Origin of the sequence: Streptosporangium sp. NPDC000239 (genome assembly GCF_040300765.1) — a bacterium.
Classification (GTDB): Bacteria; Actinomycetota; Actinomycetes; order Streptosporangiales; family Streptosporangiaceae; genus Streptosporangium.
Genome location: NZ_JBEPEI010000036.1, coordinates 25,422 through 50,918 on the forward strand (window position 1 = coordinate 25,422; position 25,497 = coordinate 50,918).

General features: G+C 71.8%; 30 protein-coding genes. 5 read left to right on the plus strand and 25 right to left on the minus strand.

Going from position 1 to position 25,497, the window contains the following annotated elements; translation table 11 throughout:
- Positions 1–77: 77 nt before the first annotated feature.
- The 19 genes from hypE to ABT340_RS41835 form a co-directional block, all read right to left on the minus strand.
- On the minus strand, positions 78–1,223 hold the full coding sequence (hypE, locus tag ABT340_RS41750; protein ID WP_352016496.1) for a hydrogenase expression/formation protein HypE: 1,146 nt from the start codon (positions 1,221–1,223) through the stop codon (positions 78–80).
- Positions 1,220–2,344 (minus strand): hydrogenase formation protein HypD, encoded by a 1,125-nt coding sequence (hypD, locus tag ABT340_RS41755; RefSeq protein ID WP_352016497.1) that lies wholly within the window; start codon positions 2,342–2,344, stop codon positions 1,220–1,222. Before hypD ends, hypE begins: the two co-directional genes overlap by 4 nt.
- On the minus strand, positions 2,344–2,619 hold the full coding sequence (locus ABT340_RS41760; RefSeq protein WP_352016498.1) for a HypC/HybG/HupF family hydrogenase formation chaperone: 276 nt from the start codon (positions 2,617–2,619) through the stop codon (positions 2,344–2,346). The genes hypD and ABT340_RS41760 overlap by 1 nt, the downstream gene beginning before the upstream one ends.
- A complete protein-coding gene (locus tag ABT340_RS41765) occupies positions 2,594–2,989 on the minus strand; it encodes a hydrogenase maturation nickel metallochaperone HypA/HybF (RefSeq protein WP_352016499.1) in 396 nt (131 codons plus the stop codon). The genes ABT340_RS41760 and ABT340_RS41765 overlap by 26 nt, the downstream gene beginning before the upstream one ends.
- 64 nt (positions 2,990–3,053) lie before the next feature.
- Positions 3,054–3,158 carry a DUF6893 family small protein gene (locus ABT340_RS42575; RefSeq protein WP_386196579.1) on the minus strand — a complete coding sequence of 35 codons (105 nt, stop codon included), beginning with the start codon at positions 3,156–3,158 and terminating at the stop codon, positions 3,054–3,056.
- The gene (locus ABT340_RS41770) at positions 3,155–3,679 is read right to left on the minus strand and encodes a hydrogenase maturation protease (RefSeq protein WP_352016500.1); all 525 of its coding nucleotides are present in this window, start codon (positions 3,677–3,679) and stop codon (positions 3,155–3,157) included. Before ABT340_RS41770 ends, ABT340_RS42575 begins: the two co-directional genes overlap by 4 nt.
- Positions 3,676–5,088, minus strand: a complete 1,413-nt coding sequence (locus ABT340_RS41775; protein WP_352016501.1) for a hypothetical protein — start codon at positions 5,086–5,088, stop codon at positions 3,676–3,678. The genes ABT340_RS41770 and ABT340_RS41775 overlap by 4 nt, the downstream gene beginning before the upstream one ends.
- Positions 5,085–5,726 carry a DUF6084 family protein gene (locus ABT340_RS41780; RefSeq protein WP_352016502.1) on the minus strand — a complete coding sequence of 214 codons (642 nt, stop codon included), beginning with the start codon at positions 5,724–5,726 and terminating at the stop codon, positions 5,085–5,087. The genes ABT340_RS41775 and ABT340_RS41780 overlap by 4 nt, the downstream gene beginning before the upstream one ends.
- Positions 5,719–6,375 (minus strand): DUF5947 family protein, encoded by a 657-nt coding sequence (locus ABT340_RS41785; RefSeq protein ID WP_352016503.1) that lies wholly within the window; start codon positions 6,373–6,375, stop codon positions 5,719–5,721. Before ABT340_RS41785 ends, ABT340_RS41780 begins: the two co-directional genes overlap by 8 nt.
- Positions 6,372–6,998: a NifU family protein gene (locus ABT340_RS41790; protein ID WP_352016504.1), complete on the minus strand. Its 627-nt coding sequence runs from the start codon at positions 6,996–6,998 to the stop codon at positions 6,372–6,374. The genes ABT340_RS41785 and ABT340_RS41790 overlap by 4 nt, the downstream gene beginning before the upstream one ends.
- A 15-nt stretch (positions 6,999–7,013) precedes the next feature.
- Complete coding sequence (locus ABT340_RS41795) at positions 7,014–8,840, minus strand: nickel-dependent hydrogenase large subunit (protein WP_352016505.1); 1,827 nt, start codon at positions 8,838–8,840, stop codon at positions 7,014–7,016.
- Positions 8,841–8,939: 99 nt separating this feature from the next.
- Positions 8,940–10,013, minus strand: coding sequence for an NADH-quinone oxidoreductase subunit B family protein (locus ABT340_RS41800; RefSeq protein ID WP_352016506.1), 1,074 nt, complete (start codon positions 10,011–10,013; stop codon positions 8,940–8,942).
- 49 nt (positions 10,014–10,062) lie between these two features.
- Positions 10,063–10,764: a D-sedoheptulose-7-phosphate isomerase gene (locus ABT340_RS41805; RefSeq protein ID WP_352016507.1), complete on the minus strand. Its 702-nt coding sequence runs from the start codon at positions 10,762–10,764 to the stop codon at positions 10,063–10,065.
- Complete coding sequence (locus ABT340_RS41810) at positions 10,761–11,057, minus strand: HypC/HybG/HupF family hydrogenase formation chaperone (protein WP_352016508.1); 297 nt, start codon at positions 11,055–11,057, stop codon at positions 10,761–10,763. The genes ABT340_RS41805 and ABT340_RS41810 overlap by 4 nt, the downstream gene beginning before the upstream one ends.
- Positions 11,054–11,668 (minus strand): D-sedoheptulose-7-phosphate isomerase, encoded by a 615-nt coding sequence (locus tag ABT340_RS41815; RefSeq protein WP_352016509.1) that lies wholly within the window; start codon positions 11,666–11,668, stop codon positions 11,054–11,056. Before ABT340_RS41815 ends, ABT340_RS41810 begins: the two co-directional genes overlap by 4 nt.
- 243 nt (positions 11,669–11,911) lie before the next feature.
- On the minus strand, positions 11,912–12,472 hold the full coding sequence (locus ABT340_RS41820) for a DJ-1/PfpI family protein (protein ID WP_352016510.1): 561 nt from the start codon (positions 12,470–12,472) through the stop codon (positions 11,912–11,914).
- A 21-nt stretch (positions 12,473–12,493) separates the two neighbouring features.
- The gene (locus tag ABT340_RS41825; RefSeq protein WP_352016511.1) at positions 12,494–14,101 is read right to left on the minus strand and encodes an SDR family oxidoreductase; all 1,608 of its coding nucleotides are present in this window, start codon (positions 14,099–14,101) and stop codon (positions 12,494–12,496) included.
- Between the two features lie 52 nt (positions 14,102–14,153).
- Positions 14,154–15,059, minus strand: coding sequence for a Sco1979 family transcriptional regulator (locus ABT340_RS41830; protein ID WP_352016512.1), 906 nt, complete (start codon positions 15,057–15,059; stop codon positions 14,154–14,156).
- A gap of 110 nt (positions 15,060–15,169) precedes the next feature.
- Entirely contained in the window at positions 15,170–15,415 is a 246-nt protein-coding gene (locus tag ABT340_RS41835; RefSeq protein ID WP_352016513.1) for a DUF397 domain-containing protein, read from the minus strand.
- A 231-nt stretch (positions 15,416–15,646) separates the two neighbouring features.
- Between ABT340_RS41835 and ABT340_RS41840 the strand changes: the two genes are divergently transcribed.
- The gene (locus ABT340_RS41840; RefSeq protein ID WP_352016514.1) at positions 15,647–16,150 is read left to right on the plus strand and encodes an ATP-binding protein; all 504 of its coding nucleotides are present in this window, start codon (positions 15,647–15,649) and stop codon (positions 16,148–16,150) included.
- A gap of 184 nt (positions 16,151–16,334) precedes the next feature.
- Positions 16,335–17,153: an SAM-dependent methyltransferase gene (locus tag ABT340_RS41845; RefSeq protein WP_352016515.1), complete on the plus strand. Its 819-nt coding sequence runs from the start codon at positions 16,335–16,337 to the stop codon at positions 17,151–17,153.
- Between the two features lie 63 nt (positions 17,154–17,216).
- Here the strand turns inward: ABT340_RS41845 and ABT340_RS41850 are convergent, their stop codons facing one another.
- Both ABT340_RS41850 and ABT340_RS41855 read right to left on the minus strand, forming a co-directional pair.
- Positions 17,217–17,900 carry a fasciclin domain-containing protein gene (locus ABT340_RS41850; protein WP_352016516.1) on the minus strand — a complete coding sequence of 228 codons (684 nt, stop codon included), beginning with the start codon at positions 17,898–17,900 and terminating at the stop codon, positions 17,217–17,219.
- Positions 17,901–18,135: 235 nt separating this feature from the next.
- Positions 18,136–18,786, minus strand: coding sequence for a hypothetical protein (locus tag ABT340_RS41855; protein ID WP_352016517.1), 651 nt, complete (start codon positions 18,784–18,786; stop codon positions 18,136–18,138).
- 17 nt (positions 18,787–18,803) lie between these two features.
- On the opposite strand from ABT340_RS41855, the gene ABT340_RS41860 reads away from it, so the two are divergent.
- From ABT340_RS41860 to pgm, 3 genes are all read left to right on the plus strand, one after another.
- A complete protein-coding gene (locus ABT340_RS41860; protein WP_352016518.1) occupies positions 18,804–18,992 on the plus strand; it encodes a hypothetical protein in 189 nt (62 codons plus the stop codon).
- 193 nt (positions 18,993–19,185) lie between these two features.
- Positions 19,186–19,950: a maleylpyruvate isomerase family mycothiol-dependent enzyme gene (locus ABT340_RS41865; protein WP_352016519.1), complete on the plus strand. Its 765-nt coding sequence runs from the start codon at positions 19,186–19,188 to the stop codon at positions 19,948–19,950.
- A gap of 74 nt (positions 19,951–20,024) precedes the next feature.
- Complete coding sequence (gene pgm / locus ABT340_RS41870; RefSeq protein ID WP_352016520.1) at positions 20,025–21,662, plus strand: phosphoglucomutase (alpha-D-glucose-1,6-bisphosphate-dependent); 1,638 nt, start codon at positions 20,025–20,027, stop codon at positions 21,660–21,662.
- A 19-nt stretch (positions 21,663–21,681) separates the two neighbouring features.
- On the opposite strand, the gene ABT340_RS41875 is transcribed toward pgm, so the two are convergent.
- The 4 genes from ABT340_RS41875 to ABT340_RS41890 form a co-directional block, all read right to left on the minus strand.
- Positions 21,682–22,191 carry a hypothetical protein gene (locus ABT340_RS41875; RefSeq protein WP_352016521.1) on the minus strand — a complete coding sequence of 170 codons (510 nt, stop codon included), beginning with the start codon at positions 22,189–22,191 and terminating at the stop codon, positions 21,682–21,684.
- Positions 22,192–22,318: 127 nt separating this feature from the next.
- Positions 22,319–23,212: an LLM class F420-dependent oxidoreductase gene (locus tag ABT340_RS41880; RefSeq protein ID WP_352016522.1), complete on the minus strand. Its 894-nt coding sequence runs from the start codon at positions 23,210–23,212 to the stop codon at positions 22,319–22,321.
- Positions 23,213–23,335: 123 nt separating this feature from the next.
- On the minus strand, positions 23,336–24,226 hold the full coding sequence (gene murQ, locus ABT340_RS41885; RefSeq protein WP_352016523.1) for an N-acetylmuramic acid 6-phosphate etherase: 891 nt from the start codon (positions 24,224–24,226) through the stop codon (positions 23,336–23,338).
- Positions 24,223–25,101, minus strand: coding sequence for a GNAT family N-acetyltransferase (locus ABT340_RS41890; protein WP_352016524.1), 879 nt, complete (start codon positions 25,099–25,101; stop codon positions 24,223–24,225). Before ABT340_RS41890 ends, murQ begins: the two co-directional genes overlap by 4 nt.
- Positions 25,102–25,497 lie beyond the last annotated feature (396 nt).

Below are 25,497 nucleotides of genomic sequence, written 5' to 3' on the forward strand. Positions count from 1 at the left end.
CGCCCGCGACGTCCGGCGCTGGCCCGGGCGTCCGTGGGTGCCTGGGCACGTCTGTGGGCGGCTGTGGGCGGGCTCCCTCAGCAGATGCGGGGCAGCGGGTCGCCGACCAGCAGGTCCACGATGCGGGTGCCGCCGAAACCGGTCTTCAGCAGCACCAGCCCCGGCGGGTCCTGCCCGACGCGGCCGACGAGCGCGGCGCCCTCGCCGAGGGGGTGCGCGCGCAGGGCCGCCAGCGCGGCGTCCGCCACCGCGCCGTCGACCACGGCGACCAGACGTCCCTCGCAGGCCACGTAGAGCGGGTCGATGCCGAGCAGTTCGCACGCGCCGCGTACGGCCCGCCGTACCGGGACCGCGTCCTCCTCGACGACCACGGCGACGCCGGAGGCCCGCGCGATCTCGTTCAGGATCGTGGCGACCCCGCCCCTGGTCGCGTCGCGCATGCAGCGCACGGCGCCGGGGCAGGCGTCAAGGAGCGCGGCGGCCGGCCCGTTCAGCGGCGCCGTGTCGGAGACCAGGTCGGCCTCGATGTCCAGTTCGCCCCGGGCGAGCATGATGGTGACGCCGTGCTCGCCGACCGGCCCGGAGACGATGACGGCGTCGCCGGGTCGCGCCCCCGCCACACCCAGGGCGCCGGGCCGGTCGAGCAGCCCGACCCCGGCCGTGTTGACGTAGCACCCGTCGGCCTTGCCGCGCTGCACCACCTTGGTGTCGCCGGTGACGATCCGGACCCCGGCCGCCTGCGCCGCCTCGGCCATCGACGCGACGACGCGCCTGAGGTCGCCGACGGGGAACCCCTCCTCCAGGATGAAGCCCGCCGAGAGGTACAGCGGGCGGGCGCCGCACATCGCCAGGTCGTTGACGGTCCCGTTGACCGCGAGGTCGCCGATGTTCCCCCCGGGGAAGAACAACGGGGAGACGACGTAGGAGTCGGTGGTCAGGGCCAGGCGCTGGGTGCCGGCGTCGAACACGGCGCCGTCCTCGAGCGGTTCGAGCAACGGGTTGCGGAAGGACTCAAGGAAGACCGCCTCGACCAGGGACTGGGTCGCCTTGCCCCCCGCCCCGTGGGCCATGGTGATGTGTTCCTCCCGCACCGTGGCCTTGCGGCGGCGTGCCCGGTCGACGCGTTCGAGGACCTGTTCCTCGCGGCCCGGCCGTACGGTCTGGTTCTCGTGTTCGCGGACCAGGGCCTCGGCCCAGGCCGCGGTTCCCTCGGCGCCGGTCACCGTGTCGCCTCCCGCACCCGTTCCCGGGAGAAACGGCCGAAGTTGTAGTAGGCCGCGCAGGCCCCCTCCGAGGAGACCATGCAGGTGCCGATCGGGGTCTCCGGGGTGCAGGCGGTGCCGAACACCTTGCACTCCCACGGTTTGAGCACGCCCTTGAGCACCTCGCCGCACTGGCAGGCCTTGGGGTCGGCCACCCGGACGCCGGGGATGCCGAAGATCTGTTCCGCGTCGTGGACGGCGTAGCGTTCCCGCATGCCGAGCGCGGAGTGGGAGATGAACCCCAGGCCGCGCCACTCGAAGTAGGGCCGCAGCCGCATCACCTGGTTGACGGCGGCGAGCGCCCTGGGGTTGCCCTCCCACGGCACGACGCGGGCGTACTGGTTCTCCACCTCGGAGCGCCCCTCGGCCAGTTGCAGCAGCAGCATGTAGATCGACTGCAGGAGGTCGAGCGGCTCGAACCCCGCGACGACGAGCGGTTTGCCGTAGTCACGGGCGATGAACTCGTACGGCCCGCAGCCGATGACCGTCGAGACGTGGCCGGGGCCGATGAACCCGTCAAGGCGCAGGTCCGGGGAGTCCAGGATGGCCTTGATCGCGGGGATGATCGTCACGTGGTTGCAGAAGACGGAGAAGTTGGTGATCCGCTCGGCCTCGGCGCGCATGACCGTCATGGCGGTCGAGGGAGCCGTGGTCTCGAAGCCGATCGCCATGAAGACGACACGTCTGTCCGGGTTCTGCCGGGCGATCTTGAGGGCGTCCAGCGGTGAGTAGACCATGCGGATCTCGGCGCCCTGGGCCATGGAGTCGAAGAACGAGCCCCGCCCGCCGGGGACCCGCATCATGTCGCCGAAGGAGGTCATGATCACATCTGGCCGCTCGGCGATGTGGATGGCGTCGTCGACCCGTCCCATCGGGATGACGCAGACCGGGCAGCCGGGGCCGTGCACCAGGGTGATGTTCTCCGGCAGGTGGTCCTCAAGCCCGTGCTTGTAGATGGTGTGCGTGTGGCCGCCGCAGACCTCCATGAACTTGTAGCGCCGCCCCGGTTCGCACAGGTTCGCGATCTTCGCGGCGAGGGCCCGCGCCTTCTCCGCGTCACGGTACTCGTCGACGAAACGCATCACACCTCACCCCGGCCGATCGGATCGAAGGGGTCCAGCGAGGACTCCTTGAGTGCGGCGAGTTCGTCGTCGTACGCCTGGCCGATGCTCTCCAGGAACTCCATCGCGGCCTTCGCCTCGTCCTCGTCGATCTTCGAGAGGGCGAAGCCGACGTGGATGAGGATCCAGTCGCCCGGCCTGAGCTCCTCGCCTTCGAGCAGGCCGACGTTGATCGCCCGCCGTACCCCGCTCACGTCGACCCTCGCGAGGTCAGTGTGATCCGCCAGGATCTCCACGATCTCCCCCGGAATCCCCAGACACATGGCTCACCACCTCCTCAAGCTCGATGGATTCGAGGGTCAGCTCGTCGCCGCCCAGCAGGTCGACGTCGGTGCTCGCGCAGCCACCGCACACGGCCAGCGCGTCGTAGGTCTCCCGGTCCTCGCCGCAGGAGCGGCAGGTGAGCCTGGCGGGCACCACGACCAGGTCCGCCGTGGCGCCCTCCGCCACGCTGCCCGGCGCGACCAGGGAGAACGCCTGGTCGAACGCGGGCCCGGTGATCCGCAGCATCGCCCCGGCCCGCACGCGCAGGCGCGCCACCTTGCGTCCCCGGGCCCTTCGCTCGACCGCGTCGAGCACCGCCTCGGCTATTCCGAACTCGTGCACGGCCCCGCCGCCTCTCGTGTCGGTCCTTCACCCCGGGTGGCCCGCGCGGGGCCGTACCGGCCGGTCACATCTCCCTCATCCGCTTGTAGCGCAGGATGTCGGGCAGGGAGACGGCGATCACGACCGCCACCCCCGCGGCGGCCGTCAGCAGCAGCACTTTCCCGATCATGTCCTTCCCCTCTCGATACGCGCGGCGCCTGACGCCGCGACCTGTTCCGCGACCAGCTCCCGGACGAGCCCCGCGGCCACGGGGACCGCGTGGGCGACCGGTTCGCTGAGTCCCATGCCCGGCGAGGTGTCGGCGGGCTCGCAGCCGACGAGCAGGACCGGCTCGGTGGTGACGCCGAGCGGGCCGAACAGCGCGAACAGCGCGTCCGGCGTCATGCCGTGGGAGTCGCCGAGCGCCCCCATGAGGAGCGGCGTCTCGTCCCGGGCCCCCCGGTCGATGCCGGGTTCGATGACCGACAGCGTCCCCGGCCGCTCCCCCCTGGGGACGGCGTCGAGGAGGATCAGGCCGTCGTACCCGGCCAGCAGCTCGTAGGCCAGGTGGACGCCGCGGATGCCGAAGTCGGCCACCACGGCGCCCTCCGGCGGCCCCTGCTCGCCGAGCAGCCTGACCACCTCGACGCCGAACCCGTCGTCGCCGAAGAAGACGTTGCCGACGCCCGCCACCAGGATCCCGCCGCTCATCGGCCCTCCCTCTCCGCCGGGGCGCCGTCGAGCGGCTCGACCTCGTCCGGCGAGAAGTACAGGAAGCGGCCCTGGGCGCGTTGCAGGTCGGCTCCCGGGTCGTCCTCCAGGGTCACGGCCAGGTGGTGGACGCCGTCCACGTCGAGCAGGACGGCCTCGACCGTCGCGGCCCGCCCGGTCAGGAACATGTCGTGGGCGTCCGCGCGGCGCCCGCCGGGCGCCCCCGGGCAGGCGCCCCCGCCGGGCAGCAGCCGGACCCTGCTGCCCCGGGCGAGGGTCACCCCCGCGACGACGACGCCGTCGCTCCCCGGGGAGACCGAGGTGTCCGCGCCGGGGTCCCACCACGGCACCGGCTGTCTCCCCTGTTCCTGCCGTACGGGCTCCGGCCCGCAGGAGCGCAGGTAGCGGATGGCGCCGTGCAGCCGTTCGAGCATCTCGCCCGGCATGTCCCCGGTCCGCTCGACGATGCGGGCGGCCCGCGGGTCGGTGGCCCTCGCCTCCCGCTTCTCCTCCTCGGTCAGGGTCATCGTCCTGAGGCTGAGGATCTCGTCGATCTCGGTGGCGTCGAAGAGGTCGCCGGGGCTCTCCGGGGCGACGGCCGGGTGGTCGTACAGGATGATCGGCGCCGAGAGCACGGCGTCGCGCCGTCCCGGCTCGCCGACGAGCACCGGCCAGGTGTGCAGGTTCCGGCAGGCGCGCGCCGCCTCTCCCGCCCATTCCGGCGGGTCGAGCAGGGACAGGAACTCCCCGCCCGTGACCGCGAGCAGCGTGTGGGCGGCGATCGGCGACCTGCGCAGCGCGTCGTCACGGCCCGCCTCCGGCCCCGGCTCCCAGTCGCAGGTGTTCTCCACCCACACCCGCAGCCTGACCGGCCCGTACGGCCCGGCGAGCCGTTCGGCGCCGATCCGCACCACCACCTCGACCGGCAGGTGCTCGCGCACGACACGGCCTGCGGCCCGCCCCGAGGAGGCCAGGAGCGGCTCGGCCGTACGGCCCCCGGGAAAGCCCGCCTCCAGGGTCCGCCCGGCCCCGAGCAGCTCCGCCAGCGGCAGGACGGCCTCGCACTCCCGCTCGACGGCCTCGTCGAAGCTCAGGTGGGTCTCCTCGCCGATCCGCAGGGAGGGGACCGGCCGGTGGGCGCCGTCGGCTTCGAGCCGTTCGACGGTCCTGGCGACCAGGTGCAGGAAGCGCAGCCTGACGTGGACCGTCGCCTCCTCTCCCGCCTGGAGGAGACACTCGGTCTGGCAGCGGGACGGTTCGGCGGTCGCGGTGTAGCCGGGCGGCACGAGCACCCCGAACTGCCAGCGTGTCCGGTTCTTCGCGGCCGACGCCCGGTAGGGGTAGAGCAGGTAGCCCTCGTACAGCACGGTGTCGGCGACCTGCCGGGCGGTCTCCATCGGGGTGCTCATCCGGCGGCCTCCCTCGTCTGCGCGAGCAGCGCCCGCACGGTCTCGTCCCAGGTGGTCAGCGCCCTGGCGGACTTGAAGCGGCCGAGCTCGCGCAGGGTCTCCCGGTCGAGCCGCAGCCACCCCTGCCCGGGGAAGTGGCGGTCCATCAGCTCACGCCACACGGCCACCGGCAGCCGGTGGCGCGCCTCCCGGTCCCAGGGCACCTGCCCGGCGGACAGGCCCTGCGGGGTGCGGGTGAACACGGTGCCGCTGAACAGCAGGATCAGCGGGATCTCGCCGTCGTCGAGGGCCGCGAAGTACCTGGCCGCCGCGACCTCCAGGTCGTAGGTGACGGGCACCGGCAGGTCGATCTCGGTCTCGCCGGTGAAGCCGGGCACCGTGGCCGAGACGTTGGCGAACTGCAGCGCCGTGAGCGTGGTGCCCCAGCGGGAGGGGTCGCCGAACAGGTCGCCAAGCAGTTCGGCCTCCTGCGGCGTGTGGCGGCGGCGGCGCGGCTCGACGCGGATCTGGCAGCGCAGCACGGCGGCCTGCACCCTGCCGCCGTCCGGCTCGGTCAGGCGCAGCCGGAAGAGCAGCGTCGGGGCGGCCGCGAAGGGGTCGGGACGGGCGTCCAGGCAGGAGAAGCCGAGGTCAGTCACGGTCCCCGCCCCCTTCACCGGCGGGCCCACCGACGACCCGGCCGCGTTCACGCAGGTCCGTGAAGAAGGAGTCGATGGCCTCCCACGCCTCCTGCCCGCCGCCGAAGCCCTTCCACAGGGTCCTGACCAGGCCGACCAGCTCGTAGCAGGCGTCGATCGGCACCAGATGGCCCGCGAAGCCGTCCGGCCCCCGGTCGACGAGCAGCGCCTCGACGTCCGGCCTGACGCCGGCGAGGGCGGGGTTGGCCGCCAGGACCCGTTCCCAGGTCTCCGCGGGCAGTTCGGACTCGGTCGCCCCTCCGGGGCTCGGATAGAGGGCGACCGTACGGCCGAGTGCCGAGTTGCGGAAGAAGAACGCCATCCGCACGGGGATCCGCAGCTCCTGCCAGTCGGCCTCCGACAGGGCGAGGCGGGGTGCGTACAGGTGACGGCCCGGCACCGCGAGGAACCTGCCCATGGCCGCCCCCTCGGTGGTGAAGAGCAGGTGGCAGCCGCGGCAGGCGCACATCAGGGCGCGGCCGCCGACGTCCACCACGTGGGCGTGCCGTTCGCCGATCGGTTCGGCGCACAGCTCGCAGCACCGCGCCCCCGGGCTTACCGGCGGCCCGGGGACGGCCGGCTCCCTGAAGCGCCGCAGTCCCGTGCTCACCGCGCCACCGTCCCCGCCCCTGACCGCGCGCCCGGCTGTGCTCCCGGTTCCGGGACCGGGCACGGCCCGGGAGGCGGCCTGGTGCCTATCTGCAGCAGCGAGCCGTCCCCGGCTGCGCCCTCGGCCGCGACCTCGACCATGCCCTCGACCTCGACGCGGACCACCTCGGGGGCCGCCCCGGTCACCGCCCGCTCGATCGCGTGCCGCACCGTGATCCTGGAGGAGGGGCAGCCGTCGCAGGCGCCGCGCAGGCGCAGCCGTACCACGCCGGTGTCCTCCTCGACGGAGACGAGTTCCACGTCCCCCGAGTGGCCGCCCAGGTGGGGCCTGACCTCCTCAAGGGCGAGCCGTACCCGCTCGCCGGTGTCCAGCGGGTGCAGGTCGTGCACCGCCAGCAGCCCGCACAGCAGGGGGTCGCAGGTCACCCGGCGCAGCACCCCCGCGGCCTCCTCCTCCGTCACGATCTCCATGACGCGTTCGAGACCCGCGCCGTACAGGCCGACCAGCGCCCGCACCAGTTCCTCGGCCCTGGCGCGGGCGAGGGGGTCGCCGAGCGCGGCCAGTTCGGCCAGCAGCTCCTCGACCCGCTCACCCGTCGCCTGCGCGCCGGTGGTCTCCGACATCCGCCCGCCCCCGTCTCAGGCGCCGAACGCGTGCGGGGTGTGCAGCCTGCGCAACTCGCCACCGCCGCCGAGGTACATGTGGACCCCGCACGGCAGGCAGGGGTCGAAGCTGCGCACCGCCCTCATGATGTCGATGCCCTTGAAGCGCTCGGGCGGGTTCTCCTCGAAGATCGGCGTGTTCTGCACGGCGTCCTCGTACGGCCCCGGCGTGCCGTGGCTGTCGCGCACGCTGGCGTTCCACGGCGTCGGCGGATACGGGTGGTAGTTGGCGATCTTCCCGTCGCGGATCACCATGTGGTGCGAGAGCACCCCGCGGACCGCCTCGGTGAAGCCGCAGCTGACCGCCTCCTCGGGCACCGTGAACGGCGTCCAGGTGTCGCTGCGGCCCGCGCGCACCTCCGCCAGCCCCTGCTCGACGAAGTACAGCGCGCAGGCCGCGGCGTAGGCCTGGAAGTAGGTGCGCGCCCGGTTGCGTTCAAGGGCGTTCGACAGCGGCTGCCCGTTGTGCTCGGGGATCCTCCACTCGAAGCTCCTCTCCGGCTTCGTCGCGCTCTTGGGCAGGTTGATCTGCACGCTGTGCCCGGTGGCCTTGACGTAGCCGATGTCGACGAGCCCGGCGAGCGCCGTGGCCCACAGCCTGGCGATGGGGCCGCCGCCGGTGTCCAGGGCCAGCAGGTTCTCCCCGTCGTGCCAGCGCGGCGACATCACCCAGCTGTACTTGTCGGCGAAGTCCCGTTTCTGCGGGTGCGGGATGGTGTGCTGGTTCCACGGATGGCGGGCGTCGACCGGGTTGCCCAGCGGGTCGTGGGTGACGAACTTCTCCTGCCCCTCCCAGTCGTCGTAGAAGGAGCTGCCCAGCAGGATCCTGATGCCCAGGTTGATGTCCACCAGGTCGGTGGTCAGCAGCCTGCCGTCGACCACGACGCCCGGGGTGACGAAGGCCCGCCGTCCCCAGTCGCTCATCGTGCGGTAGTCGTAGTCGCAGTAGCCGGGGTCCTGGAAGCTGCCCCAGCAGCCCAGCAGGACCCGGCGCCTGCCGACCTCCTCGTAGCCGGGCAGCGCCGTGTAGAAGAAGTCGAACAGGTCGTCGTGCATCGGCACGACCTTCTTCATGAACTCCACGTACCGCATGAGCCGCGACAGGTAGTCGGTGAACAGCTGCACGGTTGCCACCGTGCCGACCCCGCCGGGGTACAGCGTCGAGGGGTGTACGTGCCTGCCCTCCATCAGGCAGAACATCTCCCTGGTCAGCCTGCTCATCTGCAGCGCCTCGCGGTAGAACTCCCCTTCGAGCGGGTTGAGCGAGCGCATGATGTCGGCGATCGTGGCGTAGCCGTGCTCGCCCGCGTGCGGGGCCTCGGTGCGTTCGGCCGTCGCCAGCACGCCGGGGTTGGTCTCGGCGATCATCTTCTCGCAGTAGTCGACCCCCACCAGGTTCTCCTGGTAGATGTTGTGGTCGAACATGTACTCGGCGGCCTCGCCGAGGTTGACGATCCACTCCCCCAGCGCGGGCGGGCGGATGCCGTAGGCCATGTTCTGCGCGTAGACCGAGCAGGTGGCGTGGTTGTCGCCGCAGATCCCGCAGATCCTGCTGGTGATGAAGTGCGCGTCCCTGGGGTCCTTGCCCTTCATGAAGATGCTGTAGCCGCGGAAGATCGACGAGGTGCTGTAGCACTCGGCGACCCGGCGTTGCTTGAAGTCGACCTTGGCGTAGATGCCCAGGCTGCCCACGATCCTGGTGATCGGGTCCCAGGCCATCTCCACCAGTTCGCTGTCCCCCGGACCCGGTCCCGCCGCGGATTTCCCGGGTTTCGCGCCGCCCTGGTGCGGTGTCGTCGTCATGTCAGCCCCGTCCCGCCCGCGTGCGCGCGGGCCTGCCCTCGCCGTGTTCGTTACGCCCGTGTCCTGCCGGACATCGCGGGCCGGTCACCCCGGTGCCGTTCACCAGGGCGCCCGGTAGCCGGTCAGCAGTTCGTGCCCCCGCCTGCGCCACTTCGGTTCCTTGTCCGCCGTCTTGAGGGTGATGGCGCGCAGCCTGCGGATCACCCCGCCGTAGGCGGCACTGGCCGTCGAGGAGATGAGCGCCCCCGGCGGCTCGTCCATGAACGGCATGAACTTGTCGGGGAAGCCCGGCATCGTGCAGGCGATGCAGATGCCGCCCACGTTCGGGCAGCCGCCGACCCCGTTCAGCCAGCCGCGCTTGGGCACGTTGCACTTGACGACCGGCCCCCAGCACCCGATCTTCACCAGGCATCGTGGCGAGCCGTGCTCGGTCGCGAACTGCCCCTGTTCGTAGTAGCCCGCCCGGTCGCATCCCTCGTGCACGGTGGCCCCGAACAGCCAGGTCGGCCGCAGGGCCTCGTCCAGCGGGATCATCGGGGCCTGGCCCGCGACCTGGTAGAGCAGGTACACGATCGTCTCGGACAGGTTGTCCGGCTGGACCGGGCAGCCCGGCACGTTCACGATCGGCAGCCCCGCCTTGGAGCGCCAGTCCCAGCCCAGGTAGTCGGCGACCCCCATGGCGCCGGTCGGGTTGCCCTCCATGGCGTGGACTCCGCCGTAGGTGGCGCACGTGCCGGCGGCCAGCACCGCGGTGGCCTTCGGAGCCAGCCGGTCGAGCCACTGGCTCGTCGTCATCGGCTGCCCGGTCTCCGGGTCGTTGCCGAAACCGCACCAGTAACCCTCCTGCTTGATCCCCTCGTTGGGGATGGAGCCCTCGACCACCAGTACGAACGGGTCGAGTTCGCCCCGTTCGGCCTTGAAGAACCAGTCGATGAACACGTCCGCCCCCTGCACGGGGCCGGACTCGAAGTCGATCAGCGGCCAGTGCACCGCGACCTTCGGCAGGCCGGGCAGCGCGCCGAGCACGATCTCCTCGATGCTCGGCTGGGTCGCCGCGGTCAGCGAGACCGAGTCGCCGTCGCAGCTCAGGCCCGCATTGATCCACAGAATGTGAACGACCGGCTCTTGTGTTGTCTCCGCGTTGGTCGCCTTCGACCCGCTCTGCGTGGTCATGCGCCTCACCACCTTCGCGGGCTCCTGCCCGCCGTCGGACGAGTGCTTGTCAGCCTGAGCCGCTCCCGGCCGGAGTCCCGTGCCGGGAGAGCGCGTGCTGGGTGAGCTCCCACAGCACGTGGTAGATGGTCGTCTGGGCCTCCTGGATGCGGTGCACCGAGCTCGACGGCACCACGAACAGGTGGTCGACGGTGCCGAGCTCGGCCATCTGACCGCCGTCGTAGCCCGCCAGTCCCACCGTGGTCATCCCCCGCCGGTCCGCCTCCTCGAAGGCGGCGACGAGGTTGCGTGAGTTGCCGCTCGTCGAGAGCCCGAACGCGATGTCCCCGGCGCGTCCCGAGGCGGCGAGCTGGCGGGCGAACACGACCTCGAAGCCGACGTCGTTCGACAGCGCCGTCATCACCGCGACGTCCCCGGTGAGGGCGAAGGCGGGCAGCGGTTTCGTGGCCCCGACGTCCGGCAGGAATCCGGGACCGAGGAACAGGGCGGCCACGTCCTGCGCGTCGGTCGCGCTGCCTCCGTTGCCGAAGGCGAACAGTCTCGCGCCGCCGGCGAAGGCCTCGGCCAGGGCCTCGGCGCAGGCGGCGATCCCGGCGCCGTCGCGGTCGAGCACCTCCCGGCGCAGGGCGACGATCTCACCGGCCTTCTCCTCCGTCGAGCGGCGCACCGCCGCCAGCACGGCCTCCAGGTCCGTCGGGCCCGCGTAGAGGAACGGGTACAGCGACTCGACCGAGGTGTCCGGCGCGCTCATGTGTCCACTCCCCTGAGTACGGCGATGGCCTCCCTGGCGTGCACGAGCACGACGTCGCCGACCTGGGCGTCGACCAGGGCGACGCTGATCTCCACCGTTTCCCGCCCGGCGCCCCGCCCGGCCTCCGCCACGGCCAGGCCCGCGTCGAGCAGCCGTACCACCCTGGCCGGCACCGCCTCGTCGGAGCAGGTCAGGCACACCTCCTCGTGGCACGGCTCAGGCGGGGTCCGGCCCCCGGCAGCGCCGCCCGCCGTGCCGTCCGCCGTGCCGTCCGCCCGCTCCCGGCCGGTCACGCGACCACCCTCGGGGCGAGCACGCCGGGCTGTTCGAGGAACACGTGCACCAGCTCCCACAGGACGTGGTACATCGTGACGTGCGTCTCCTTGACCACCCGGGGGTCGTGGGAGCGGGCGGCGAGCACGTGGTCGGCCGCACCGCTCTCCCGGATCGCCCCGCCGTCCCCGCCGACCAGCGCCAGCGTGAGCAGGCCGAGGGCCCTGGCGGTCTCCAGCGCCCTGAGCACGTCGGCGCAGTTCCCGGTCGCGGACACGCCGAGTGCCATGTCGCCGGGGACGGCCAGGTGGCGGAGCTGGTGGGCGAAGACCTCCTCGGCCCCCGCGACCGCGGTGATGCCGGTGATGGTCGCCACGTCGTTCGTCAGGGAGAAGGCAGGCAGGGCGCGTTTGCCCACGATCACCGGGTGGACGAACTCGACGGCGATGTGCTGGGCGTCGGTCGCGGCCTCCCCGCTGCCGAAGACGACGAGCCTGCCTCCGCCGTGGAAGCGTTCCGCCATGGCGTGGCAGGCCCCGGCCACCCGGCCCGCGTCCTCCGCCAGCGCGAGGGCAGGCTCGACCCGGCGCGCGAACGCGTCCTGGGCACGGGCCAAAGGCGTCTGGTCCACGACCGGTTCTCTCCCCTCGCGCCGGACGTCATCCCTGTCCTAACGACCGTACGGCGGGGCTACCTGGGCGGGAGAAAACGACAATCGGAGATTTCGCAAAGATAATTCGGGATGCCTGACATATTTCTCAACATCCCCGGAAGAACCCCTGAAGGGATATCTCTTGAGGTTTTTCCCGCGAAGGAAGCGGAAAGAGAACCTGCCCCCGTACGGCGGTCGCACGGGGGCGGTCCCGTGCGACGGTCAGATCGGCGCCTCGACCCTGAGGATCTTCACGAACTCCCGCATCCAGGCCGGGTGGTCCGGCCAGGCGCGCCCGGTGACCAGGTTGCCGTCGATGTGCGCGGCGCTGTCGACCCAGGTGCCTCCCGCTACCTCGACGTCGGCCGCGCAGGCGGGGTAGGCGCTGCTCGACCGTCCCCGCAGGACCCCGGCCGCGGCCAGCACGAGCGGGCCGTGGCAGAGCGCCGCGATCGGCTTACCCGCCTCGTCGAAGTGCCTGACGATCCGCTGGAGGTCGGCGTCGGAGCGGATGTACTCGGGCGCCCTGCCGCCGGGCACCACCAGGGCGGCGTACTCCTGCGGGTCGACGTCGGCGAAGGCCGCGTCGGCCGTCCAGGTGTGGCCCGGCTTCTCGGTGTAGGTGTCGAAGCCCTCGACGAAGTCGTGCACGACGAACTGCAGCCGCTTGACGCCCGGGGCGGCGATCGTCACCTCGTAGCCCTCCTCCTGCAGACGCTGGTAGGGATAGAAGACCTCCAGGTCCTCCGCGGCGTCGCCGGTGACGAGCAGGATCTTGGCCATGGTCGGGGCCCCTCCTGTGGTTCAGCTGGAAACGATGTCCTGCCGGTTGTGCCCGCTGGAATCGTTTCCCGACCCGGTTCCCACCGGACTTCTTCGCCATTCGCGCGCCTCGCGTCGCGCCGCGGCGGCGACGTTGCGCGGCATCCTGCCGAAGATCAGGCCGTGGAAGGGCGACAGGGCGTGCCAGTAGAGGTGACCGGCCAGCCCGTGGGGGTGGAAGATCGCCCGCTGCAGGTACACGGTCTCCTCCCCGGCGCGGCCGACGCCGAGTTCGAGCCAGGCCAGGCCGGGCAGGCGCATCTCCGCCCGCAGCCGCAGCAGCCGTCCCGGCTCGACCTCCTCGACCCGCCAGAAGTCGACCGCGTCGCCGACGCGCAGGTGCCGTGGGTCGCGGCGGCCCCGGCGCAGCCCGACCCCGCCGACGAGACGGTCGAGGAAACCGCGGGCGCGCCAGGCGACCGGCAGGGAGTACCAGCCGCTCTCCCCGCCGACCGACTCGATCACCGCCCAGAGGGCCTCCGGCGACGCCCGGACACGGCGGGCCCGCCGGTCGGTGTAGAGGCTGCCGCCCGCCCAGTCGGGGTCGGTCGGCAGCGGGTCGCTCGGCGCGCCCGGCGTCGAGGCCGAGGACCAGCGGGTGGTGACCTTCGCCTCCCTGATCCGCCGCAGGGCGAGCGCGACGGAGTCACCGAAGCCGACGAGCCCTTCGGGCGGGTCGGGGATGTGACGGGCGATGTCGTGCTCGCGGCAGACGGTCTCGTTGCGCAGCGACTCGACCAGGGGCCTGGCGATGCCCGCGGGGACGGGGGTGACCAGCCCCACCCAGTGGCTCGACAGGCCGGGGCTGAGCAGCGGCACCGGGATGATGACGCGGCGGGGCAGCCCGGCGACGCGGGCGTAGACGCGCATCATGTCGGCGTAGGTGAGCACGTCCGGGCCACCGATGTCGAAGGAGCGGTTCACCTCCTCCTCGACCGACGCCCATCCCACGAGGTAGCGCAGGACGTCACGGATCGCGATGGGCTGCGTCCTGGTCCGCACCCAGCTCGGCGTCGTCATCACCGGCAGCCGCTCGGTGAGGTAGCGCAGCATCTCGAACGACACCGAGCCGGAGCCGATGACGACCGCCGCCCGCAGCACCACGGCGGGCACCGGGGCGTCGAGGAGGATGCGCCCGACCTCGGCGCGGGAGCGCATGTGCGGCGACAGCCCCTGCCCGGGCGCCGGCTCACGCCCGGAGGCCGGCCCGTCCTCGGGAATCGGCCCTCCCTCGGGAATCGGCCCGCTCTCGGAGGTCAGCCCGCCGAGGTAGACGACGCGGCGCACCCCGGCCCGCGCGGCGGCGGAGGCGAAGACCGTGGCGGCGCGGCGGTCGGAGGCGGCGAAGTCCCTGCCCCCGCCCATGGCGTGGATGAGGTAGTAGGCGACCTCGACGCCGTCGAGGGCCCTGGCCGTGCTCTCCTCGTCCGTGGCGTCGGCCTGGACCGTCTCGACCCGGCCCGCCCACGGGTGGTCACGCAGCCGGGCCGCCGAGCGCGCCATGCAGCGCACCTCGTGACCCGCCTCCAGCAGTTCGGGCACGAGCCGCCCGCCGACGTATCCGGTCGCACCGGTGACAAGGCACTTCACTCGACCATGTTCGTACGGCGGGGCGCGCGCGGTTGCGACCCCGCGCCGTGTGTTACAACCCTTCGCGGAGTTCGAGGAGCAGTTGCCTGGTGCGCCCGACCGGTTCGGCCTCGATGCACAGGCGCTCCATGACCTCCAGATAGCTGTCGACGTCGTCGCGCTTCTCCAGGTAGACCGCGCTGGTGAGCTGCTCCATGTAGACCACGTCGGGCAGGTCGGGCTGGGAGAAGCGCAGGATGCTGAAGGGCCCGCCCGCCGCGGCGTGACCGCCCACGCTGAACGGCACGATCTGGACGGTCACGTTGGGCAGTTCGAGCGAGTTCAGGATGTGGTCGATCTGGCCGCGCATCACCTCGGGGCCGCCGAGGGGACGGCGCAGCACCGCCTCGTCGACCACGGCCCACAGGCGGGGCGGATCCTGGGCGTGCAGGATGCGCTGGCGCGCCATGCGCAGCCGTACGCGCCGCTCGACCTCGTCCTCCGAGGCGCTGGGGTAGCCGAGCAGGACGACCGCCCTGGCGTAGTCCTCGGTCTGCAGCAGGCCGGGCACGAACTGGACCTCGTAGTTACGGATGACGGAGGCCGACTCCTCAAGGCCGACGTACGTCTCGAACCAGGAGGGCAGGACGTCGTTGTAGTTGTGCCACCACCCGGCCACGTTGGCCCGCTCGACCAGGCCGAGCAGCGCCTGGCGCTCGTCGGGGGCGGTCACGCCGTACAGGGTGAGCAGGTCGGCGACGTCTCTCACACGGAAGCTGACCCTGCCCAGCTCCATGCGGCTGACCTTGGAGTGCGAGGCGCGGATGGTCCGCCCGGCCGCCTCCAGGGTGATGTGGCGCTCCTCGCGCAGGCGGCGGAGCTGGGCACCGAGCACGATCCTGAGCACCGTCGAGCTGCCTCGCGGCACGGCCATCGAGGTCGGAGGGACCGGCTCGCCCTCTGCGTGAGGTGTGATCATCTGGTAGTCCTTCAAGCGCGGAACGCGAGCCCCCGCCCACTCTTTGTGGCGATCGCGAGCCTTCACGGTACCCCCGTCAAGCCCTCCCGGCCACCCAGAATTTTGTTCTTTCAGTCGGCCGCGGCGATCAGGTCGTCGAAGTCGCCTCCCTTGATCCCCCGGACGAAGGCGCCGAGTTCCCGGGAGGTGTAGATCAGGGCGGGCCCGAGGGGATCGCGCGAGTTGCGGATCGCCACCCCGCCGCCTGGAAGTACGGCCAGCTCAACACAGTTGCCGCTGGGATTGCTGAACCGGCTCTTGCGCCAGACGACTCCGTCCAGCAGGGCCGCCGACATGCCGTTGTGCAACTGACTCATCCTCGCCTCTCACCTGTCCAGGGAGGGAAACTCTCGTACGATCATACTTCTTTGTGCAGATGCACGTGCATCTGTACTTGCCTATGCACATCACGCCGTGCAAGATGACTAGACGGATTGCCCTCGCAACGCGATCGCCACGCCTCCCCAAGGTCGCAGATGACTGCTCGCCAAAGACATCAAGCCACATCCATCCGGACAGAGATCGGTGGGTGGGAACGGTGGTTGTCAATGCTTGATCACGTGCTCCCGCCGAGCGGCCTGCCGCCGTGGACGGAGGGCGAAGGTCAGTCGGCCCATCTCCAGATGGCCGCCCGCAGCCTTCTTCACGACCCCTACGCGGCCAGGACCGCCAGGGAGTTCACCTCGACCGCCCTGCGCGCCTGGCAGCTCGACCCGCTCATCGACGACACCGGCGTGGTCGTCTCCGAACTGGTCACCAACGCCGTACGGCACGGCGTCCGCGGGGTGGTCGGCACCCACCGGGTGCAGGAGGTCCGGGTGATCCTCTGCTGCACGGAGAACACGGTGCTGTGCGCGGTCACCGACCCCAGCGACCAGGGCCCGAGCCTGCGCGAGCCCGACTACGAGGCCGAGAGCGGGCGAGGGCTTCAGGTGATCCAGGGGATCAGCCAGACCTGGGGCTGGGCCCCGCTGGCCAGCCGCGGCAAGGCCGTGTGGGCCGCCTTCGCCCTCCCCTCGGGAGAGGGACGGCGCCTGGAGCCCTGCCACTGACATCGGCCCCGGCGGACCCGGACGTCGGTGTGGCATATCCGAAAACACCCTTTAAGTGCGTCAAATCACGAATGCCATGCGATAAATACTGAATAGTTATCACTTTTCTCCATTGCCAGGGAGTAGGCGTCTACCAATGGACGGCCTGATTCCTTAGTCTCACAGGCAACCGGGGAGGTGACGCATGAGCGACTCGGTCAGGCGGTTCCCGGCGGCTCTGGACACGAGCGTGCCGAACGCCGCGCGGATGAACGACTACTTCCTCGGCGGCAAGGACAACTTCGCCGCCGACCGCAGGGCCGCGGAACAGGTACTGGCCGTGGCCCCGGAGATCAGGACGATGGCCAGGGAGCGGCAGGCCTTCATCGCCCGCGCGGTCGGCTACCTCACCGGGCAGGGCGTGGACCAGTTCCTCGTGCTGGGCGCCGGGCTTCCCACGCGACGCAACGTCCACGAGGTCGCCCAGTCCCGGTTGCCCGGCGCCCGCGTGGTCTACGTCGCCGACGACCCGGTCGTGCTCTCCCACGCCAGGGCGCTGCTGGCGACCGACCCCAGGACCGCCGTCGTCATGGGGGACGCGCTCAGGCCGGAGGAGGTGCTCGCCGATCCCGACCTGCGGTGCCTGATCGATCCGGGCCGCCCCGTGGCCGCGCTGATCCCGCACACGCTGCAGTTCACCCCGGACGAGGACGACCCCTTCAAGAGCGTGGCGCTGCTGCGTGACTCGCTCGCCCCGGGAAGCCACCTCGTCCTCGCCCACGTGGTCTTCGACACCCGTCCCGAGGTCGCGGGGCCGATCGTCGCCGTCTACCAGCGGGCCCTGGGCAGGAGCGAGGACACCAGGCGCACCCGGGGACAGGTGCTGCGCTTCTTCGACGGGCTGGACCTGGTCGATCCCGGCCTCGTCCACCTGCGCCACTGGCGCCCGGACAATCCGCTCACCACACGGGGACCGGACAGGACGTGGGCGGTCGGCGGCGTCGGCCGCAAACCCACCACCTGAAAGACCCGGACAGCCCGGTGAGGGGCACCGGCGGCGGATGCCCCTCAGCCGTACGGCCGCCGGTCACTGCGGCGGGGTGAGCACCTTGTCGATGAGGTAGATGACGGCGTTCGCCGTGGGCAGGTTGCCGCAGACGACCTTGGCGTCGTTGACCGTGTACTCCCCGTTCTCCTGCTTCACGGTGAGCTTGCCGCCCTCAAGCGTCTCAAGCGAGCCGCTCTGCAGCTCCGAGGGCTTCACCTTGCCGGAGACGACGTGGTAGGTGAGGACCTTCTTGAGCTGGGCGGGGTCAGCCTTGAGCTTGTCCTTGACGTCCTGCGGCAGCGCGGAGAACGCCTCGTTGGTCGGCGCGAACACCGTGACGCCCTCGGAGGAGTTCAGCTGCTCGACCAGCTCCGACTTCTTGAGGGCCTCGGCGAGCTGGGACAGCAGAGGGCTCTGCTCGACGGCGGTCGCGACCTTCTCCTTGGCGATCTCGACCGGGCTGCCCGGACCGGTCTCGGGGAGCTTCCTGCAGCCCGGCCCGAAGGGCACGGCCGCGGCTCCCTCGGAGGGACCTTCGGAGGCGCCTTCGGACGGGCCCTCGGAAGGAGCGCCCGAGGGCTCGACGGGAACCATCTCGGACGGTTCCGGTTCCGGCGCGGGTGTGAAGGTGAGGACGGAACCGGCGGCGCTCGCCTGGGCGGCCACCGGGAGGGCCGCCAGGGCCACCGCGGCGAGAGCGGCTGCGAGAAGAGAGGACTTCACGTTGATCTCCTTGGTTGGACGGATGGGCCGCCCGGGCCCACCGGACGGGTCCCGATGCCTCATCGCTCTGTCGTAGATCAATGCCCCCTCCTTTCGCGACAAATGCCCCACTGAGTGAATCTTGACTACATATCTCCCATGTACCTCCAATAGTCACAGAAACCTGACACACCCCTACAGAGCACGCTTAAGCCTGTAGATCACGAATAATCAGGAGATCATTCTCTAAATGCGGTCATCTCCGCCGCGCGACTCCGGTGTTCACCCGGATCTCCCCGCCGAGCCGGAAGCCCTCGGCGAGCCTGAGGTCGTCCCCGCTCCAGAAACGTCCCGGGTCGTACCAGTTGGGCCTGCGGTCCGCGGGCAGCAGGCCCATGGCCTCGTAGGTCACGGCGACGACCTCGGCGCAGTAGGCGCTCTCCAGCGCGTCCTGCGAGGCGCCCCTCTTGAAGATCCTCGGCACCCTGCCGCGAATCCAGCGGCCCGCGAGCCTGGCCGTCGAGGGGAACGGCGTGCCGTCCAGAAGGGCGACCGTGCGCAGCGCCGCGTCCTCCATCTCCCTGGTGGCCTGCGGTTCGAGCTGGCGCAGCCACGCGCGCTGGCCGTACCGGGTGGCCCAGACGCCGACCGCGTCCCGCAGGTCGTGCAGCTGGACTCCGCGCTGGTTGGTCCCTGACCACATGTCGGGCAGCGACCGGCCGAGTTCCGCGTGCCACATCAACGGGGGCATGTCGTCGATGACGACGGACATTCCGACATGGTTGACCGGGCTGTTCGTCATGGTCTGAATGGCTCTGTCGGGGACGGTACGGCCGCGGAACAGCCATACGTCGCCGGTACGGGTCAGATCGACCGCCTCATCGAGGCTGATGCTCTTGCCGGACATTTCTGTAGCCTAGGCATATGCGGTGGTGGAAGATACTCGGTCTCGCCGGGGTGGCGGGCGTCGCGGCGACCGGCGTGGTGATCGCCAGAGCCGAGCGGCGGCGGCGCGCCTACACCCCCGAGGAGATCCGGGACCGCCTCCGCACCCGCCTCGCCGAGGGTTCGGGCGACGCCGAGGGCGGCGTGCCCGCGGAGGACCAGGCCTGACCGGTCTGAAGGCCGCGGGAGGACCGCCGGTGACGCCTGCCCACGGGGTCACGGGGTGGGTGCCGTCCGCCATGCTCAGGGCGTAAATCATGACTTTTCCGTGCACGACCGCTGCATAAAGCCGTCACGGACGACGCCGGAGAGAGAGGGTGGACGGAATCGGCCTGATCCCCGATGAGATGTGGAGGAAGACGTGACACCAGAGGTACCCGGCGGCAAGCGGGGAACCATGACTCTGGAGATCGCCGACGGGGTGCCGCTCACGCTCCTGCCGTACCTGCGTGAGAGCGCCGACAGACTGCTCCAGGACGCCGCGGGCCTGCCCGAGGCCGAACTGCGCGCCCCGTCACGACTGCCCGGCTGGACCCGGGCACACGTGGTCGCCCACCTCACGGCGGGCGCCGAATCCCGTTTCAGGCTGCTGGTCGCCGCGCGGACCGGCCTGCCCATCCCGCGCTACCCCGGAGAGCGCGACCGGGCCGAACAGGTCGAACGGGACGCCAGGGGCCCCGCGGCCGACCTCATGGAGCGGCTGCGCTCCTCGGTCACCAGGGTGCTGACCGCCATCCGCGAGCATCCCCGGGCCGCCTGGCGCCGCCCGGTCCGCTGGCCGGACGAGTCGGGGCGCCCCGTGCACGAGACGGTCTCCAGCCTGCTGCAGGAACTGGAGATCCATCACGTGGACCTGGGCACCGCCTACACGCCCGACGACTGGCCCGGCTGGTTCGCCGCCGACGAGTGCCGCAGGGTGGTCGCCGACCTGGCGGCCAGGCGCGACGTTCCCGGTATGCGGATCGTGGCGACCGACGGGGAGATCAGGCACGACTTCGGCCCCGGACCGCTCGTGACCGGCAGGAGCCGGGCGCTGCTCGCCTGGCTGATCGGCAGGAGCGACGGCGCCGGGCTCACGGTCAGCCCCGCGGGACCGCTGCCCGCTCCGCCTCCCTGGCTGCGGTGACGGCCCCTGCCACGCGACATCTCCCATGGTCGGGGTAAATAAGCATTTGCCAGAAATGACATGAGGAGATGACGATGACGCACGATCGCGCGGGGCAGCCGGCCCAGCCGTCCGACCTGGTCGACGTGGCCCGCCTGGTGACCGCCTACTACGCGCTGCACCCCGACCCCGGGGAGGCGGGCCAGCGGGTGTCCTTCGGCACCTCGGGCCACCGCGGCTCGTCACTGAACGCCGCCTTCAACGAGGACCACATCCTGGCCACCAGCCAGGCCATCGTGGAGTACCGCGCGGCCCGGGGGATCGACGGCCCGTTGTTCCTCGGTGCGGACAGTCACGCGCTCTCCGAGCCCGCGCGGGTGTCGGCGCTTGAGGTCTTCGCGGCCAACGGGGTGCGGGTCCTGGTGGACAGCCGGGACGGCTACACGCCGACCCCGGCGGTCTCACACGCCATCCTCACCCACAACCGGTCGGGTACGGCGGGCACCGCGGACGGCGTGGTCGTCACCCCCTCGCACAACCCGCCGACGGACGGCGGCTTCAAGTACAACCCGCCCAACGGCGGCCCCGCGGACACCGACGCCACCTCGTGGATCCAGGACAGGGCCAACGCGCTGATCGCCGACGGGCTGAAGGAGGTCAGGCGGCTGCCCTACGCCAGGGCGCTGGCCGCCGACACCACCGGCCGCCACGACTTCCTGGCGGCCTACGTCGACGACCTGCCCTCCGTGCTCGACCTCGACGCGATCAGGGAGGCGGGGGTGCGCGTCGGCGCCGACCCGCTGGGCGGGGCGAGCGTGGCCTACTGGGCCGAGATCGCGCAGCGGCACCGCCTCGACCTGACGGTGGTCAACCCGCTGACCGACCCGACCTGGCGTTTCATGACGCTGGACTGGGACGGCAGGATCCGGATGGACTGCTCGTCGCCGTACGCGATGGCCTCCCTCATCGCGGGCCGGGACGCCTTCGACGTCTCGACGGGCAACGACGCCGACGCCGACCGGCACGGCGTCGTCACCCCGGACGGCGGCCTGATGAACCCCAACCACTACCTCGCCGTGGCGATCTCCTACCTGTACTCCCACCGGCCGCACTGGCCCGCGGGCGCGGGCGTCGGCAAGACCATGGTGAGCAGCGGAATGATCGACCGCGTCGCCGCGGACCTGGGCAGGCGGTTGTACGAGGTGCCCGTCGGGTTCAAGTGGTTCGTCCCCGGGCTGCTCGACGGCTCCCTCGGCTTCGGAGGCGAGGAGAGCGCCGGGGCGTCGTTCCTGCGCCGCGACGGCTCGGTGTGGACCACCGACAAGGACGGCCTGATCCTGGCGCTGCTGGCCGCGGAGATCATCGCGACCACGGGACGCTCGCCGAGCGAGCACTACGCCGGCCTGGTGTCCCGCTTCGGCGACCCGGCCTACGCCAGGGTGGACGCCCCGGCGACCAGGGAGCAGAAGACGGTGCTCGCCGGGCTCTCCGCCGACCGGGTGACCGCCACGACGCTCGCCGGGGAGCCGATCACCGGGATCCTCACCTCGGCGCCCGGCAACGGGGCCGCCCTCGGCGGTGTCAAGGTCTCGACGGACAGCGCCTGGTTCGCCGCCCGCCCCTCGGGCACCGAGGACGTCTACAAGATCTACGCCGAGTCGTTCAAGGGGCCGGAGCACCTGGCGCTGGTCCAGGAGGCGGCCAGGGAACTGGTCTCGGAGACGCTCGGCTGAGCCGCCGGAGAGGACGGGGTCAGGGGAGGCGCCGCCAGCGGCGGACGCCGACCCACACCCCGGCGATCAGGCCGAACAGGACCGCCAGAACGTAGACGCCCCTGGTCGAGGCCTCGGAGACGTAACCGCTCCCCCCGACCAGGACCGCCATGATCAGTCCGCTCAGCACGCAGACCAGCGCCGCGGCGCCGAACCCGAACGCCAGGGCCCGCAACAGGCGTCCCGGCCGCCAGGTACGGCCCTGCGAACGCCCCATCACCGACATCAGGCGCTCGACGACGACCTCGGGGTCGTCGTCGAGCTGGCCCGCGGCGAACTCGGTGACGGGCGCGCCCCGTCCCGGTTCGCTCAGGTAGATCCACTGGCGCCCGTCGAGGAAGAGCGCGGCGTCACTGGCCCCGGGAAGGCGCAGCCGCAGGAACGGCGTGCCCTCGGGGAAACGCCTGAGCCGATGCCGGATCACGGGCGCGTTCGCGTCGAGCGCCGTCCCCAGGGCTCGCAGCGCCCGTTCCTCATCAGGGTCCTCCACCCGCGGGAACTCCCTTCGCGTGACCTCTCACACGGTTTGTTCCCAGCTCACAGCCCTGAACCGAATGTTTTCCAAGAAATACGATCATTCAGCCACGGAACGGTGGCACCGGAGCCACATGGGACCCCTACCCGGCGGGCCGGACGCCCAGGGCGGGGGCGAGTTCGGCGAGCTGGACGACCGCGCCGTCCAGGTCGACGGGAAGCGGCTGAAGGGCGACGTGGTCGGCTCCGGCGTCCAGGTGCGCCCTGACCCGCGCGGCGACGGTCTCCACGTCACCCCAGGCCACGATCGCGTCGACCAGGCGGTCGCTGCCGCCGTCGGTCAGATCGTCCTCGCCGTAGCCGAGGTGCAGCAGGTTGTTGACGTAGTTGGGCAGCTTGAGATAGCCCGCCATGTGCTCACGGGCGATCCGCCTGGCCTCGGCGGGGTCGGTCTCCAGGACCACGGCCTGCTCGGGGGCGAGCAGGGGGCCCTCCCCGAGGATCTTCCTGGCGAGCACGGTGTGCTCCGGCGGCACGAAGTAGGGGTGGGCGCCGTCGGCCTTGTCCCTGGCGAGTTCGAGCATCCTGGGCCGCAGCGCGGCCAGCAGGCGGGGGGTGGGCGGCTCGGCGACGAAGGGCAGTTCACCCGTCACGGCGTCCATCGCGTCGAGGTAGGCGCTCATCGCGGCCAGCGGGCGGGCGTAGTCGTGTCCCCGCTGGGAGACCAGGGGGGCGTGGCTGACCCCGATGCCCAGGGCGAACCTGCCCGGGTAGGCCTCGCCGTACGCCACGGCCCCGGCCGCCATGGCGGTCGCGTCCCGGACCCAGATGTTGGCGATGCCGGTGCCGACCACCACCCGCTCCGTCGCCGCCAGCAGGATTCCCGAGGTGGCGAACGCGTCCCTGGTCCCCGGCGCCTCGCCGAACCAGAGGGCGCCGTAGCCCAGCCCCTCGATCGCCGCCGCCGTCCGGCGCACGGCCGCCGCCTCGCCCCTGCCGAACAGCGGATGCCACACGCCGACCTGGCCGATGCCCATGTTCTTCTCCGATCAACCCCGTGGAACGCGCGGGATCCGCTCCGGACCCCGTCCGCGCCCGCGTACGGCCGGGCGACGGTTTCCCGATCATCCCATGTTCGGTGAGGAAGATCACGCAGGGGCTCAGGCCTCGCGGGCGGCGGTGAGGTCGCCCCCGTGGCGGTCCAGCAGGGCGTCGGCCTCGCCGGGGCCGACGCCCCGCTCGGCCACCAGAACCGCCGTCTTCACCCGCCATCCGGACGCCTCCAGCGCGGCGCGGGCCTCCTGCGGGCTCACGCCGGTGAGGTCGCCGACCATCCGCACCGCCCTGCCGGCGAGTTTGGCGTTCGTCACCGTCATCTCCACCATGCTGCCGCCGTGGGTGCGGCCGAGCCTGACCATCGTGATGGTGGAGATCATGTTGAGGACCAGCTTCTGCGCGGTGCCCGCCCTGAGCCTGGTCGAGCCCGCGACCACCTCGGGACCGACGACCACCTCTATCGGGTGCCGGGCCGCCCGGGAGAGCGCGGTGCCCGTGTTGCAGGTCAGCGCGACGGTCAGGGCGCCCCTGCGGCCCGCCTCGGTGAGCGCGGCCAGGACGAACGGGGCCCCTCCCCCGGCGGAGACGCCGACCACCGCGTCGAGCGCGCCGACCCGCCGGTCCGCGATCGCCCCGGTCCCCGCCTCCGCGTCGTCCTCGGCGCCCTCGACGGCGCGGCTCAGCGCGGGCTCGCCGCCCGCGATGACGCCCTGGACAAGTCCGGGGTCGGTGCCGAAGGTCGGCGGGCACTCGGCGGCGTCGAGCACGGCGAGCCTGCCCGAGGTGCCCGCGCCGACGTAGAGCAGACGGCCTCCCGCGCGCATCCTGGCGACCACGGCGTCGATCGCCGCGGAGATCGCCGGGATCGCCCCGGCCACCGCGGCGGGCACGGTCGCGTCGGCGGCGTTCATCAGCCGGGCGAGCTCCTCGGTGCCGAGCCGGTCGATCCGGTCGTAGCGCGGGTCGCGCCGCTCGGTCGGCGCATCACCGGTCACGGCCGCCCCAGCTTCCTGCGGTAGAGCCAGAAGACGCGTTCTGCGCGTGCTCCGACCGCCCTGGAGTAGAAGCGCAGCGGCCCGACCCAGGAGATCTGCGCCTCGGTCAGGCCCGCGTCCCGCTGCTCGGCCAGGCAGCGGCGCAGCAGCACCTGGCCGACGCCGAGTCCTCTGGCGGCCTCCGCGACGCCCGTCGGGCCGAACCAGGCGGGCCTGGTGCCCCACGCGGCGAAGCCGATGATCTCGCCGTCGCGGGAGGCGTAGTGGCAGCCGGACGCCTGTGCCGTCTCCCAGGCCCAGTCGCCGCCCCAGTGCGTTTCGACGAAGGCGGTCACGGCTCCGGCGTCCTGCCGGGTGGCCCGGCGCACGGTGACGCCCGCCGCCGCCAGTCTTTCGAGGTCGGCCTCGACGGACAGGTCCCCGGTGAGGTCGGCGGTCATGTTCCAGGCGGTGTCGTACCGTTCGTAGCCGAGACGCTCGGCCAGGCAGGCGGCGGGGGTGTAGCGCACGTCCACGCCGGGCCAGGCGTAGCAGGGCGGGTTGCCCGCGAACCTCGCCTCGGTCGCGCCCTGACCGCGCAGCCACTCCTCCGCCGCCCCGACCAGCGCCCTGCCCCTGCCCCGCCTCCCGGCGCCGGGGGCGACGGCCAGCAGGTCGATGTGCCCGTCGGAGGTGGTCGCGGACATCGAGGCGAACAGCACCCCGTCGAGGTCCTCGGTCACCAGCGCCGTCCATCTGCGCTGCCTCGGCGGACGCAGCAGCCTGGCGACGAGCAGGGGCGCCTCCCGGGCGTCCAGTGTGAGCGCGGCCCGCGCGACCTCGCCGACGGCCACCGCGTCCGCCGCGGTCATCTCCCGGACTCCCCGTTCTCCCACCGGCCCCTCCCCCGCCTCGCACCGCTCCCGCCGCTCATACGGCGGGCCCGATGACCTGCGTCGATCATACGAAGCGCGGGGCCGTAGCGCCCGGTCCGGCCGTGCGGTACGGCCCGCGCCTCCCTGTCCGGACGCACGAACAACCTTCCGCTCTTCGGTAAACCTGACGAATTCCGCTGACCCCGACCTGTCATACCGTCGCGATAACCACGCATCGAAGGGTTGGCACGTGTCCGCTGATCTACATCACCGCGCCGTCGTCGCGGATACCCACAACGACCTGCTGATGGCGGTCACCGCGCGGCCGCCCCACCGATGGGCCTCCTTCTTCCGCGACCGATGGCTGCCCCAACTCCACGAAGGCGGCGTGAACATCCAGGTCCTGCCCGTCTTCAT